We start from the raw sequence: 13,296 nt of genomic DNA on the forward strand, positions 1-13,296 counted from the left end.
CGGTTGACGTCTGTAGCTCCACCCCCTGGATGTGCTAGATCGCTGCCATGAAACGCGCCGTCGAGCACCGTATCGGGGTCCAGGCCCCCGCCGAGATCGTCTGGGAAGTCGTGTCGGAGTTCGACCGCTGGCACGAGTGGAACCCGCTCTACGTCAAGGCCGCCGGCCAGCTGAAGATCGGCACCGCCCTGACGCTGGAAGAGGCGATCGGCGATCGTCCGGTCAAGGTCATCCAGCCCATCGTCCAGGACTGGGTGCCCTACGAGCAGCTGCACTGGCGTTCGCAGCGCCTGGGCGGCTTCGTCACGGCGATCCGCTACATCGAGGTCGAGAACATGGGGCCGACCAACGCCACCTTCTCGAACGGCGAGCTGTTCATGGGCCTGCTGGTCAAGTGGATCGGCAAGGACGAGCGCAAGGCGCTGAAGACGGCCTTCACGGCCATGGGCGAGGCGGTGCGCGACCGGGCCGAGGCCCTCTGGCGCGAGCGTGGCGCGGTCCCATCTGAAGTCGGATGATCGACGATCTCTACAGCGCCCGCATCCTGACGCTCGTGGCCAACATGCCGCGGGCCGGGCGGCTGGCCGCGCCGCAGGCCAGCGCCGAGAAGACGGCCAAGCTGTGCGGCAGCCGCATCGTCGTCGACGTGGTGGTCGAGAACGGCAAGGTCGCCGACTTCGCCCAGGACGTCTCGGCCTGCGCCCTGGGCCAGGCCAGCGCCGCGGTGCTGGGCGCGCAGATCATCGGTACGGATCTTTCCGAACTTGAGTTGGCCCGCGACGCCCTGGCCGCTATGCTCAAGTCGAACGGCCCGCCCCCCGTGGGCCGCTTTGCGGAGCTCGCCGTGCTGGAGCCGGTCAAGGACTATCCCGCCCGTCACGCCTCGACGCTTCTGGCGTTCGAGGCCGCGGTCGAGGCTGTCCGGAAGGCCACAGCTTCCGCCCAAACGCGAACTAGCAGCGCCGGCGCCGCTTGATCGGAGCTTTTCGCGGGTGCGATAAGTCCCCGACTCCGTTCGCGAAAGCGCCGGCATGAGCCTTTATGACCGCACTGTCGACCTGGGCCTGCGCGCCTACAAGTTGACGCTCTCGCCTCTCATCGGGCGCCAGTGCCGCTTTATGCCGACCTGTTCGGAATACGCGGCCCAGGCGCTCAAGGATCACGGACCCGCCAAGGGGTCCTGGCTGGCGCTGCGACGGATCTGCCGATGCAATCCGTTCGGCGGCTCGGGGTACGACCCGCCGCCGCCGCCGCGCGAGCCGCGTAAATGGATGTGTGAAGAATGATCGATCTGGTTTTCCCCGACGGCTCCTCCCGTCAGTACCCCGACGGTTCGACGGGGCGTGACGTCGCCGCGGCCATTTCCAAGTCGCTCGAGAAGAAGGCCCTGCTGATCAAGCTGGACGGCCAGGTGCTCGACCTCGACCGCGCCCTGACGCCCGACCTGCTGACCGGCGAGCGCAAGTTCGAGATCCTGACGCGCGAGGCCCCCGAGGCCCTCGACACCATCCGCCACGACACCGCCCACGTGCTGGCCGAGGCCGTGCAGGAGCTGTTCCCCGGCACCCAGGTGACGATCGGCCCGAACGTCGAGGACGGCTTCTATTACGACTTCGCCCGCGACGAGCCGTTCAGCCTGGACGACCTGGCGACGATCGAAAAGCGCATGAAGGAGATCGTCGACCGCGACGAGAAGATCACGCGCGAGGTCTGGGACCGCGACGAGGCCATCAAGCACTTCGACGAGATCGGCGAGCAGTACAAGGCCCAGATCATCCGCGACCTGCCGGGCACGGACACGATCACGGTCTATCGGCAGGGGAACTGGAAGGACCTCTGCCGCGGTCCGCACCTGCCGTCGACCAAGCACGTCGGCAAGGCCTTCAAGCTGACCAAGCTGGCCGGCGCCTACTGGCGCGGCGACCAGAACAACGCCCAGCTGCAGCGCATCTACGGCACGAGCTGGGCCTCGGAAGCCGACCTCGAAGCCTATCTGAAGCGCATCGAGGAAGCCGAGAAGCGCGATCACCGCAAGCTGGGCAAGGCGCTGGGGCTCTTCCACATGCAGGAAGAGGGCCGGGGCATGGTCTTCTGGCACCCCAAGGGCTGGAAGCTGTGGCAGACGCTGGAGGCCTATATGCGCCGCAGCCTCGACCGCGCCGGCTATATCGAGGTCAAGACGCCCCAGGTCCTGGACAAGACCTTCTGGGAGAACTCGGGCCACTGGGACAAGTACCGCGCCAACATGTTCGTCTGCGAGACGGTCGAAGGCGAGATCCTGTCCCTCAAGCCGATGAACTGCCCGGGCCACGTGCAGATCTGGAACGTCGGCCAGCGGTCTTACCGTGAACTGCCGATGCGCATGGCCGAGTTCGGCGCCTGCCACCGCTACGAGCCGTCGGGCGCCCTGCACGGGCTGATGCGGGTGCGCGCCTTCACCCAGGACGACGCCCACATCTTCTGCCGCGAGGACCAGATCGTCGAGGAGACCGAGCGCTTCATCCGCCTGACGCGGATGATCCACGCCGACCTCGGCATGACGACCAAGTACATCGCCCTGGCCACCCGTCCGGAGCTGCGCGCCGGTTCGGACGAGTTCTGGGACAAGGCCGAAGGCATGCTGGCTGAGGCCGCGCGCCTGGCCGGCGTCGAGCCGGTGATCGCCGAGGGCGACGGCGCCTTCTACGCGCCCAAGCTCGATTTCATCGTCCAGGACGCCATCGGCCGGGAGTGGACCTGCGGCACGCTGCAGCTTGATTACGTTTTGCCGGAACGTTTGGGCGCTGAATACGTTGCCGAGGATGGATCCAAGAAGCGGCCGGTGATGCTGCATCGCGCGATCCTGGGGTCGTTCGAGCGGTTCATCGGGATTCTTTTGGAAAACTACGCGGGCCACCTGCCGCTCTGGCTGGCGCCGACCCAGGTCGTCGTGGCCACGATCACGTCGGACGCGGACGATTATGCCCGCACGGTGGTCGACCGGTTGATCTCTATGGGATTGCGCGCGGAAGTCGATCTTCGTAACGAGAAGATCAACTACAAGATTCGTGAGCATAGCCTCGGCAAGGTTCCGGTGATCGCAGTGGTCGGGCGTAAGGAAGCGGAGACGGGGCAGGTCGCCCTGCGTCGCCTCGGCGGCGAAGGGCAGCAGATCCTGTCGCTCGACGACGCGCTCGTGGTGCTCGGCCAGGAGGCCACGCCGCCCGACCTCGTGCGCGCCAAGGCGCCGCAAGACGTTCGAGAGCCTGCGCAGGTCTGATGAACAGCATTCTCCCGTCCTTTACGGTCCTCGCCGCAGGCGCACGTCCCGCCAAGCCTTTGGTTTCGGTGGTGATGGTCGTCTACTGGACGGGAGAAGCGCTTATCGACAGCATTCGCCACGTGCTGGCCGAGCCGATGGTCGACGAGTTCGTCATCGTCGATAACGGCTCCTCGCCGTCGGACGCCGAGATGCTGCGGGCCCTGGGCCTGACGGAGCCGCGCGTGCAGCTGGCCCAGGGCCACGGCAATGTCGGCTTTGCCCGCGGCGCCAATCTGGGCGCCTCGATCGCCCAGGGCGAATACCTGATCTTCGTCAATCCGGACGCCAACCTGCAGTCGGACTGCGTGCCGGCCATGGTCGGGGCCTTCCGCGACCAGCCCGTTCCCACCGTGGTCGGCGCGCGGGTCATGAACATCGACGGCACGGAGCAGCGCGGCGGCCGCCGGGGCGAGGTGACGCCGGTCACCACCCTGATGAGCCTGTCGCAGCTCAGCCAGAAGGTGAAGCGCTTCGCCCGCTTCGAGATCCACCGCGAACACGAGCCCCTGCCGGCCGAGCCCGCGCCGGTGCCGACCATTTCCGGCGCCTGCTTCGCCCTGCGTCGGGGCGACTTCGTGGCCCTGGCCGGCTTCGACGAGGGCTATTTCCTGCACGTCGAGGACATCGACCTGTGCTGGCGCGCGCGCCAGGCCGGCGGCCAGGTGCTGTTCCATCCGCAGGCCCGCGTCATCCACCTGGGCCACACCAGCCTGGAGCACCCGGTCAAGGTCGAGTTCCACAAGGGGGTGGGCCTGTCGCGCTACTTCATCAAGCGGGCCGACACCTGGCAGCGCTATGTCGCGGCCGTCATGCTGGCGCCGCTTATCCTGCTGCTGTCGATCTGCCGCCCGGCCCTCAATCCCCGTCTGCGTAAGTCATGAGGCGCCGACTGATCGGCGTGCTCGACCGCCTGGGCCTGGCCGACGCCGCCTTCGCCATCTTCCAGCACCTGCAGGCCCTCAAGCCGGCGGCCGAGGACGTCGCCGTAGAGGACCTGCCCGTCCCGCCGGCCTATCTGCGGGTGATGACCGCCGGTCACGCCGACGCCGCGGCCTTCCTGGCCCAGGGACGCGCCGCCGCCGACCTCGTCGAGGCCGTCGCCGCCCGCCACGACCGGCCGCTTTCCGAGCACCCCGACGTGTTGGACTTCGGCTGCGGTTGCGGGCGGGTGTCGCGCTATCTCGGCGCCCGGGCCCGGCTGTCGGGCTGCGACATCAACGGCAAGCTGGTCGACTGGGCCGCGGCCAACCTGCCGGGCCGCTTCGTGCTGTCGCGCCAGACGCCGCCGCTGCCCTACGAGGCGGCCGCCTTCGATCTCGTCTACGCCACCTCGGTCTTCACCCACATGACCGAAGAGCCGCTGAAGGCCTGGCTGGCCGAACTGGCCCGGGTCGTGCGCCCCGGCGGCCTGGCCCTGCTGTCGTTCTTCGACGAAAAGATCCCGGCCGCCGCCGAGTTCGCCGACCGTCTGGCCGCCGACGGCTTCCTCATCCGCCAGCGTGGGGCCGAGGGCTCCAACCTGCTGTGCGGCTACATGACCGCCGACGGCTTCGCCCGCCGCGCCGCCCCGGCCTGGCGCCTGGTCGAGACCATCCCCAGCGACGTCTCCGGCGTCGGCCAGGCCATGGCGGTGTTCCGGCGGATCGACGCCTAGGTCCTGATCGGCATTCACCGGCCTGAGCTCATTTTTCACCGAGCATCCCCGCGAAGGCGGGGATGCTCGGATTTGAAAGTCGCGAATAGTTGAGTGTCGATACGCCTTAACGTTCGCCTCCCAGCCGACCGGCGTAGCCGAACACCACGCCCAGCCACGGATGGGCCACCAGCACCCGGAAGCGGTAGGTCCCCTCACGGGCGAAGGTGTAGGCCCGCACCCTCGGACCCCAGGCGGCCGGCAAGGGCAGGGGCCCCAGCCGCCAGCTTTCGAAGATCCACGAGAAACCCTCGCCGCGCGCCGCGGCGTGGAAGCGGAAGGTCAGCGGACCGACCGTCTCCTCGAAGGCGAACGGATCGTCGGCCGCCGCGGCGATCCGCGAGCGGAAGGTCCGCGCGCCGAAACGCCGGCTCCAGGTCTCGGCGCCGGCCTCCGGCGTGATCGTCACCGCCAGGGCGTGGTCGCCCGGCGCTGGCAGGCCTTGCAGGCGCCGGGCCAGAGTGGCCAGCCCTCGTCCGCCCCGGGCGCGCGCCCGGCCCTCCATCGTCACGGTCGCCGCGCCGTCGTGGGCGGCCCGCACCACCGGCGGCAGGGCGTCGAAGGCGGCTCCCAGCACGCGCGGAAAGAGTCCGGAGGCGGCCGGGGCGGCGCGGTCGATCCGCGTCTCGATCGGCAGGCCGGCCAGCGGCGCCAGCAGATCCTCCAGCGGGGCCAGGCCCACGCAAGCCGCCGCGCGCGGCTCGCCCAGACGCCCGCTTAGCCGTTCGTCCAGCAACGCCGCGACCATGGCCGCCGCCGGAGCGGCCGGCACGTTGGGTCCCGCGCCCTCCTCGGCCCACAGGCTCCAGCGCGCGACGACCGGCCTACCCGCCGCGTCCAACCCCTCGGCCCGCACGGTCATGCCGCCCCGGTCCGAGCCGAACGGCGCCAGCAGGCCCGCGCCGGCGTTCAGCAGCACGGCCAGCGGCTCCAGCGCCGGCAGCAGCTTCCAGCGACGCAGCAGGCTCAGGCCCCAGAGCCCCAGGTGCAGCGGCGCCAACTCCAGCCCGGCCCCGAACAGGGCGTCGCGCGTCGGGGCGTAGCGGGTTTTCAACTGGTCGAGGTCGGGGGTCTCGGCCAGGCTGACCCAGCGCCGTCCGAGGCCTGGGAAAACGAGGCGTCGCGGCGCGCTCCAGCCGGGCCGGGTGGTCTGTTCGCCGCCCGTGAAGACGCTCACCGGCGCGCCGGCCCAGCGCAGGATCGCCCGCACCACCGACAGGCCGCGCGGCGCCCGCGCGCCTGGCGAGATCGCCGCCTCGATGCGGTCGATCCGGGTCCAGCCCTCGGTCAGGCGATCGACCGCCGCGCAGGTCAGGGCCGGGGTCGAGCTCGCGCCGGTGATCGCCCAGCGGCCCGCCGCCTTGACCGGAACCGCCAGCCGCCCGGGAAAGGCGGCGACGAAGTCACGGGCGTCGGCCAGGTCGACATAGTGAGCCCCGGCCGCCAGCACGGCGGCGGGGAAGGCCGCGTCCTGGCCCTGGAACGGTCCGGCCGCGTCGATCACGACGAACGGCTTCAGGGTGGCCAGGGTCTTGGGCTGCTCGCGATCGACGATCGCGACCTCGATGCGGGCCTTGGGATGATCGCGCCGCAGTTCGGCCTGGAACGCCTCCAGCGGTCCCAGCCGCCGGGCGGCCAGCACCAGCTCGACATCGGGGCGGCGAGCCAGCATCCGCGCCAGGCGCGATCCGAAGACGCCGGTGGCCCCGACCAGGACGACGCGTTTACGGACAAGGGTCATGCGGCTGTTGGTCCTGAAGCTGGCGGCTCCAGCACGAAACGCGCTCTTTGCTCGGGCGTGGGGATCATGCAGCTGCTCCGCTTGCCCATCAGCCGGTAGCGGTTGGCCGCCAGCCAGTCATAGGCCGCGTCGCGCCAGCGCTCGGGAACCACGCCGATGACCGCCAGCCACGACCAGGGCGCGCCCAGGCGCCGCAGCAGCGCCAGCACCGCGGCGCTCTTCTCCAGCGCCCGGCCACCGTCGAGCAGCAGGAAGGTGGCCGGATCGTCCGGATCGATCCCGTGGGCCAGGGCCAGCTGCCGGCCGTAGTCCGACTGGATCGGCGTGAAGCGCACGATCCCCTTCTTGTCGATGGCCAGCACCGTCCGCACCGAGCCCGAGCAGAAGTTGCACACCCCGTCGAACAGCCAGAGGGGCTGGGGCGGCGGAGCAGGGGTCACGGGCGGGTCTCCAGGCATTCGCGCCTCAGGGCCAGCAGGGCGGCGGGCACGTCGCGGCGCATGGCCGAGGACACGACGCCCGAGGGCAGGCCGAACGGCGCGCTGGCGCGGTTCTCATAGATCACCCGCGTGCGGGCCCCGCCCGCCAGCGGGGTCAGCAGCCAGCGGCCCTGGCAGTCGCGGATGTCGCCGTCGATGCAGCGGAAGACGATGCTGCGATAGGGCGCCAGGGTCAGTTCCGACACCGACCGCAGCGGCGGCAGCAGCAGGCTCCACTTCACCCGGTGCTCACGGGTCTCGGCCCGGCCGTCGGCCGAGCGCGACAGCACCGTGCAGCGGCGCACGCCTGGGGTCATGCGGGCGGCGCGGTCGCAGTCCAGGATCGTGCGCCAGACCACCTGCGGCGGGGCGGCGATGTCGATGGCCGCCCGCACCTCGCCGCCGTGGGCGCGGGGATCGGCGCGGACGTCCAGCGCCACCTCGCCCGTCTCGATCCGGCGGATCCAGTCGGCGTCCAGCGCGACGTCGGCGCGCGCCGGAAGCGCTTGGGCCAAGGCCGCCAGGCACAGCAGGAAGGGAAGGGCGGCGACGCGACGCGACATGAAGCCAAGCTAACCCGCTCGCCTCCCGGTTGGCACGCCCTTTCGCGCCTCGCCCCAGGGCGGATCGACATTCGCCTCCCAGTTTCTCCCCAATCCGACTTTCCCCGCGAGGGCGGGGATCCAAGCTGACTTTCAGGAGAAGGCGCGGCCGTGGATCATCCGCAGACGCGGCTTGGATCCCCGCCTTCGCGGGGATGCTCGGTGAAAAAACGGCTCAAGCTCGCGAGCGCTGGCCCGCCTCAGAACGCCTCGGCGACGATGGTCCCGTCGGGCAGCAGGGCCGCGCGCTTGAGGCCGCTCGACGCGAAAGGCATGGCGACATTGCCCTCGCGATCGACCGACACCAGCCCGCCGTGGCCGCCCAGCTCGGCGACGCCTTCGATGGCGCCCTTGGCGGCCTCGTCCAGGCTCTGGCCGCCGAAGCGGATACGGTGGGCGATCTGGGCGGCGACGGCGGTGCGGATGAAATATTCGCCCTGGCCGGTGCACGAGACGGCGGCGAAGCCGTCGGCCCAGGCCCCGGCGCCGATGATCGGGCTGTCGCCCACCCGGCCCGGCAGCTTGCCGAACACGCCCGCCGTCGAGGTGGCGGCGGCCAGGCGGCCGTCCCGGTCCAGCGCCACGCAGCCCACCGTGCCCGTCGGCAGGACATCGGGGGCGGCGTTGTCCTCGAAGGCCCCGGCGCGGGTGTAGTAGCCTTCCGGATCCGCGATCGTCTCCAGGCCCTGGTCGCGGGCGAAGCTCATGGCCCCTTCGCCGGCCAGCATCACGTGCGGGGTCTTCTCCATCACCGCCCGGGCGGCCAGGATCGGGCTCTTGAAGCCCTGCAGCGCGGCCACCGAGCCGGCGCGGGTGGTGTCGCCGTCCATCAGGCTGGCGTCCAGCTCGTACTCGCCCGCGGCGTTGGGCGAGGCGCCCTTGCCGGCGATGTAGAGGCCGCTGGCCTCCAGCGCCGCCACCGTCTCGACCACCACGTCCAGCGCCGAGGCCCCGGCGGCCAGCCGCTCGCGCCCGGCCTCGATCAGGCCGCGCATGTGGGCGATCTCGACCGAATAGTCATGGCCGCGCTTGGCGCCGGCGCCGCCGTGCAGGGCGAGGGTAAAACGTTTGTTTGACATTTGGCTTTCTCGACCGTCCGGCCTGGGTTAGCGTCGCGCCTTCTAAAGAAAGAATGCGGGAGAAGCGAGATGAAGGCGGTGCTCAGCAAGGCGGTCGGCGGACCCGAGTCCCTGGTGCTGGAGGAACTGCCCGATCCCGTCCCCGCGCCCGGCCAGGTGCTGATCGACGTCAAGGCCTGCGGGGTCAACTATCCCGACCTGCTGATCATCCAGGACCTGTACCAGTTCAAGCCGACCCGCCCCTTCGCGCCGGGCGGCGAGGTCTCGGGCGTCGTGGCCGCGCTCGGCGAGGGCGTCACCGGCCTGCAGGTCGGCCAGCGGGTGCTGGCCTCCACCGGCTGGGGCGGTATGGCCGACAAGCTGGCGGTCGAGGCCGCGCGCTGCACGCCGATCCCCGACGCCATGCCCTTCGACGAGGCCTCGGCCTTCATCCTCACCTACGGCACCTCCTATTACGCCCTGAAGGACCGGGGCTTCCTCAAGCCGGGCCAGACCCTGCTGGTGCTCGGCGCGGCCGGCGGCGTGGGCCTGGCGGCCGTGGAGCTGGGCAAGGCCATGGGCGCGCGGGTCATCGCCGCCGCCTCCAGCCAGGAGAAGGTCGACCTGGCCATCTCGCGCGGCGCCGACGCCGGCGTCGTCTACGCCCGCGGCCCGTTCGACAAGGACGGCCAGAAGGCCCTGGCCGACCAGCTGAAGGCCGCCTGCGGTCCGAACGGCTGGGACGTGGCCTATGACGCGGTCGGCGGCGACTATTCCGAAGCCACCATCCGCGCCGCCGGCTGGGGCGGCCGCATGCTGGTGATCGGTTTCCCGTCGGGCATCCCGAAGATCCCGCTGAACCTCACCCTGCTCAAGTCGTGCGACATCGTCGGGGTGTTCTGGGGCGCGGCCGTGGCCCGCGATCCGGCCGGCCATGCGGCCAATGTGCGCGAGCTGATGGACCTCTACGCCGCCGGCAAGATCAAGCCCTACGTCTCCGAGCGCTTCCCCCTGGAAAAGGCCGGTGACGCCATCGCCCACCTGGCCAGCCGCAAGGCCATGGGCAAGGTCGTGGTGACCGTGGAGTAGGGCGCTCCGCCGGGCGGCGTCGTTCGTGCGGCGCCGCTGGCCCTGGGACGCGAATGCCCCTTAGACTACGACCTGGGATCGAGGGGGGCTTGCGATGCTGGGTATGTTCGTCGCCGCGGCGCTGGCCGTGGCCGGGCCGCCGCCGGGCGGGGTGCTGCCGGCCGAGCAGGCCGCCTATGACGCCATGGTCGTCGAGCAGGCGAAGGTCGCCGACGCCCGCTTCAACGGGTCGCGCTGCGACGACGCCCAGGTCGAGGTGGTGTCGGTCAGACCGTGGAAGATCGCCGACCACCCGGACATGATCGTCTGGCGCGTGAAGGCGCGGATCACCGGCTGCGGCCGGACCTCGGTCGAGAACCTGAACATCGGCCGCTTCGAGGCCAGCCCGCCCTGGCGGATGGCCGCCGGCCTGCCCGGCGACAGCCTCGCCGAGATGGATATGCAGGAAGACCTCTATCGGGCGGCTGTCGCCGAGGTCCGCAAGGGTCTCGACGCCGGTTGCGAGACCCGTCTGGCCGACGTCTATGTCGCGGCGAAACCGGGCGACCTGTCGGTGGCGCTTCCCGGCGCCAAGAGGCCGGAACCCAGCAAGGGGCGTCCGGGGATCGTGTTGCCGGAGAGCCTGCTGCCCTATGTCGACGAGCTCGACCTCCAGGGCGCCTGGGTGGAGGTCTGGCCGTTCCAGGTCTGCGGCAAGGATCGGACCCTGGGCATGACGTTGCTGCCGGCGAAGGACCGGCGCGGGGCGCTGCCGATGTTCATGCCGATCTGGATCGAGGTCGAGGCGCATGGACCCGGCGCCCGTCCGCCGCGCGTGCCGATCGATTGACGGGGCTTCCGCCGTCCCATAATGAAACAGCAGTAAAATCATACGGTTAAATATCGCTAAGGACGTCCTTTAGCGAACCGGTTAGGTCACCTGAGCTATTGCTGCTCTCCGAAATGTCGGAGGCGGCGTTCAGATGTTCCTTCCTGCCCGCGACGCGTATCCCCTGGAGGCGCGCCGCCCGTTCCGTATGAACCGGCGTCCCGAAGAGCGCGTGAAGGTGCTCGGGGGCGAGATGGATCTCGTGCGCCCCGAGGAGGTCTTCCACTTCGTGGCGGGCCGGATCTCGGGCGGCAAGGGCGCGATCGTCGCCAACCACAACCTGCACAGCCTCTACCTGATCCAGAAGGACCAGCAGGTCGTCGACTTCTTCAAGTCGGCCGACCTGATCGAGGTCGACAGCGTGCCGCTGATCTTCTGGGCCCGCATCGTGGGCCGGGCCAGCCGCCGCTTCCATCGCTGCACCTATCTCGACTGGCGCAACGACTTCTGGGCGCGCGCCACCAAGGAAAACTGGAAGGTGTTCTTCGTCGGCGGCGCCCCGGGCGTGGCCGAGGCGGCGCTGGACAATATCCGCCGCGACTGGCCGAGCGCCCAGGTCGAGAGCCATCAGGGCTATTTCGACGTCACCGACGGTTCGCCGGAGAACGAGGCGGTGGTCGCGAAGATCCGGGCCTACAAGCCCGACGTCCTGCTGGTCGGCATGGGCATGCCGCGTCAGGAGAAGTGGCTGCTGGAGAACCACAAGAAGCTCGACCCCTGCGTCGGTTTCACGGTCGGCGGCGCCTTCGACTACGAGGCCGGCGTCCAGCTGGCCGCGCCGCGCTGGATGGGCCAGGTGGGCATGGAGTGGCTGTTCCGGCTGATGGCCGACCCGCAGCGCCTGTTCACCCGCTACTGCGTCGAGCCGTGGCATCTGTTCGGCCCTGCGATGGTCGACGCCAAGAACGCCCTTGCGCGGCAGCTGAAGCCGGGCAAGAAGAAAAACGAAGTTTCGCCCGAGGCGTACCGTCGGGCGCCGGTTCTCAAGCCTTAAACCGACGTCCGTGGGGGACCTATGGGTTTGAACATCGAAAAGCCGCGCCGCCGCGCGATCGAACAGCCGAACGCCTGGCAGCGTGTCTGCGCCGCCTTCGGCCTGGCCGGACTCGTGCTGGCCTGGGTGGTGATGCTGGTTCCGTGCGCCCTGTGGCTGGTCTTCAGCCTGGTGACGCGACGGCCGGCCGTGGGGCGGCCGTTTCCGAACCGGGTCTTCGGTTCGCCCGCCAACTGACGTTGAGTAAGTCTGGCCCCGCGCGGCCGGCCATTCCATGATCCTCCCGCGCTGAGCGGCCCGCCTCCAGAGGCCGCGAGCCAAGGGAGGAAGCCGCATGGGCGGACGTCTGGACGGCAAGGTCGCCGTCATCACCGGGGCCAGCTCGGGCATCGGCCTGGGGGCCGTGGAACTGTTCGTGGCGCAGGGCGCCCGCGTCATCGCCGCCGACCTGCAGGTCGAGAAGGGCGAGATCCTCGAAAAGCGGTTCCCTGACGCCGTGCGCTTCGCGCGCTGCGACGTCACGGTCGAGGCCGAGATCGCCGGGGCGATCGATCTGGCGACGCAGGTCTTCGGCGGGCTCGACATCCTGTTCAACAACGCCGGCCACGGCGGCGCGCCGCACGGCGCGGCCGAGATCACCGGCGAGGCCTGGGACGCGACCTTCGCCGTGCTGCTGCGTGGTCCGGCGCTGGGCATGAAGCACGCCGTGCCGGCCATGCTGGCGCGCGGCGGCGGCTCGATCATCAACACCGCCTCGATCGCCGGCCTGCAGGCGGGCTTCGGGCCGCTGGCCTATTCCTCGGCCAAGGCCGCGGTGATCCACATGAGCCGTTGCGCGGCGGCCGAGCTGTCGCCGCTGGGCATCCGGGTCAACGCCCTGTGCCCCGGCCTGATCGCCACCTCGATCTTCGGGGCCTCGATCGGCCTGCCGCGCGATGTCGCCGACCAGATGGCCGCCCGCGTCGCCGAGATCGGCCCGAAGATCCAGCCGATCGCCAAGGCCGGCCTGCCCGACGACATCGCCCGCGCCGCCCTCTATCTGGCCAGCGACGACGCCGCCTTCGTCACCGGCACGCACCTGGTGGTCGACGGCGGCATCACCATCGGCCCGCGCAGCAGCTGGGATACGCGCACCCCCTCGCCGATCCTCGCCGCCATGGGCGTCTCGCCCGAGCAGGCGCAGGCGATGCGCGAGGCGCTGATCGCCGGCGAGGGCCGGTAGGCTTATCAACTCCCGTCATTCCCGCCCTTGTGGCGGGAACCCCTCTGTCAGCCGCAAGGGCGAGTGGGGCGGATCGCTGGCGATCCGCTTGTGCTTCACGTGCGAACGGAACCAGGGATTCTCGCCACAAGGGCGAGAATGACGGGCTGAAAGGGGAGCGAGCCTACTTTCCTCCCCGGCCGATGGAGGCGTAGGTGAAGCCGGCCCGCACCATCTCGGCGGGCTTGTAGACGTTGCGCAGGTCGACGA

General features: G+C 70.2%; 16 protein-coding genes. 11 read left to right on the plus strand and 5 right to left on the minus strand.

Features of this window, described 5'->3' with window-relative positions; genetic code table 11:
• Positions 1 to 47: 47 nt before the first annotated feature.
• Genes AC07NS_RS25525 through AC07NS_RS25550 form a run of 6 tightly spaced genes read left to right on the plus strand, consistent with a single transcriptional unit; the run spans position 48 to position 4,955 of the window.
• A complete protein-coding gene (locus AC07NS_RS25525) occupies positions 48 to 518 on the plus strand; it encodes an SRPBCC family protein (RefSeq protein ID WP_494607906.1) in 471 nt (156 codons plus the stop codon).
• A complete protein-coding gene (locus tag AC07NS_RS25530) occupies positions 515 to 976 on the plus strand; it encodes an iron-sulfur cluster assembly scaffold protein (protein WP_494607908.1) in 462 nt (153 codons plus the stop codon). Before AC07NS_RS25525 ends, AC07NS_RS25530 begins: the two co-directional genes overlap by 4 nt.
• 55 nt (positions 977 to 1,031) lie before the next feature.
• Positions 1,032 to 1,286: a membrane protein insertion efficiency factor YidD gene (gene yidD, locus AC07NS_RS25535; protein WP_110119853.1), complete on the plus strand. Its 255-nt coding sequence runs from the start codon at positions 1,032 to 1,034 to the stop codon at positions 1,284 to 1,286.
• The gene (gene thrS, locus AC07NS_RS25540) at positions 1,283 to 3,259 is read left to right on the plus strand and encodes a threonine--tRNA ligase (protein WP_494607910.1); all 1,977 of its coding nucleotides are present in this window, start codon (positions 1,283 to 1,285) and stop codon (positions 3,257 to 3,259) included. The genes yidD and thrS overlap by 4 nt, the downstream gene beginning before the upstream one ends.
• Positions 3,259 to 4,182, plus strand: a complete 924-nt coding sequence (locus AC07NS_RS25545; protein ID WP_494607912.1) for a glycosyltransferase family 2 protein — start codon at positions 3,259 to 3,261, stop codon at positions 4,180 to 4,182. The genes thrS and AC07NS_RS25545 overlap by 1 nt, the downstream gene beginning before the upstream one ends.
• Entirely contained in the window at positions 4,179 to 4,955 is a 777-nt protein-coding gene (locus AC07NS_RS25550; RefSeq protein ID WP_494607914.1) for a class I SAM-dependent methyltransferase, read from the plus strand. Before AC07NS_RS25545 ends, AC07NS_RS25550 begins: the two co-directional genes overlap by 4 nt.
• Positions 4,956 to 5,061: 106 nt before the next feature.
• Here the strand turns inward: AC07NS_RS25550 and AC07NS_RS25555 are convergent, their stop codons facing one another.
• The 4 genes from AC07NS_RS25555 to AC07NS_RS25570 all read right to left on the minus strand — a co-directional run bounded on the left by AC07NS_RS25555 (position 5,062) and on the right by AC07NS_RS25570 (position 8,895).
• Positions 5,062 to 6,735 (minus strand): DUF4166 domain-containing protein, encoded by a 1,674-nt coding sequence (locus AC07NS_RS25555; RefSeq protein ID WP_494607916.1) that lies wholly within the window; start codon positions 6,733 to 6,735, stop codon positions 5,062 to 5,064.
• Positions 6,732 to 7,175 carry a thiol-disulfide oxidoreductase DCC family protein gene (locus tag AC07NS_RS25560; RefSeq protein WP_494607918.1) on the minus strand — a complete coding sequence of 148 codons (444 nt, stop codon included), beginning with the start codon at positions 7,173 to 7,175 and terminating at the stop codon, positions 6,732 to 6,734. Before AC07NS_RS25560 ends, AC07NS_RS25555 begins: the two co-directional genes overlap by 4 nt.
• The gene (locus AC07NS_RS25565) at positions 7,172 to 7,777 is read right to left on the minus strand and encodes an SRPBCC family protein (protein ID WP_494607920.1); all 606 of its coding nucleotides are present in this window, start codon (positions 7,775 to 7,777) and stop codon (positions 7,172 to 7,174) included. The genes AC07NS_RS25560 and AC07NS_RS25565 overlap by 4 nt, the downstream gene beginning before the upstream one ends.
• 239 nt (positions 7,778 to 8,016) lie before the next feature.
• Entirely contained in the window at positions 8,017 to 8,895 is an 879-nt protein-coding gene (locus AC07NS_RS25570) for an isoaspartyl peptidase/L-asparaginase family protein (protein ID WP_494607922.1), read from the minus strand.
• A 69-nt stretch (positions 8,896 to 8,964) separates the two neighbouring features.
• On the opposite strand from AC07NS_RS25570, the gene AC07NS_RS25575 reads away from it, so the two are divergent.
• From AC07NS_RS25575 to AC07NS_RS25595, 5 genes are all read left to right on the plus strand, one after another.
• Positions 8,965 to 9,963, plus strand: a complete 999-nt coding sequence (locus AC07NS_RS25575) for an NADPH:quinone oxidoreductase family protein (RefSeq protein ID WP_494607924.1) — start codon at positions 8,965 to 8,967, stop codon at positions 9,961 to 9,963.
• Between the two features lie 94 nt (positions 9,964 to 10,057).
• Positions 10,058 to 10,792 (plus strand): hypothetical protein, encoded by a 735-nt coding sequence (locus AC07NS_RS25580; RefSeq protein WP_494607926.1) that lies wholly within the window; start codon positions 10,058 to 10,060, stop codon positions 10,790 to 10,792.
• Between the two features lie 133 nt (positions 10,793 to 10,925).
• Positions 10,926 to 11,825, plus strand: coding sequence for a WecB/TagA/CpsF family glycosyltransferase (locus AC07NS_RS25585; RefSeq protein WP_494607928.1), 900 nt, complete (start codon positions 10,926 to 10,928; stop codon positions 11,823 to 11,825).
• 21 nt (positions 11,826 to 11,846) lie between these two features.
• Entirely contained in the window at positions 11,847 to 12,062 is a 216-nt protein-coding gene (locus AC07NS_RS25590; protein WP_110119843.1) for a hypothetical protein, read from the plus strand.
• Between the two features lie 97 nt (positions 12,063 to 12,159).
• Entirely contained in the window at positions 12,160 to 13,047 is an 888-nt protein-coding gene (locus tag AC07NS_RS25595) for an SDR family NAD(P)-dependent oxidoreductase (RefSeq protein WP_494607930.1), read from the plus strand.
• Between the two features lie 163 nt (positions 13,048 to 13,210).
• On the opposite strand, the gene AC07NS_RS25600 is transcribed toward AC07NS_RS25595, so the two are convergent.
• Positions 13,211 to 13,296: hypothetical protein (locus AC07NS_RS25600; RefSeq protein ID WP_494607932.1), on the minus strand; the 86-nt coding region annotated here is incomplete at its 5' end.

The sequence above is a fragment of the Caulobacter sp. GW821-FHT10A10 genome (assembly GCF_059415745.1).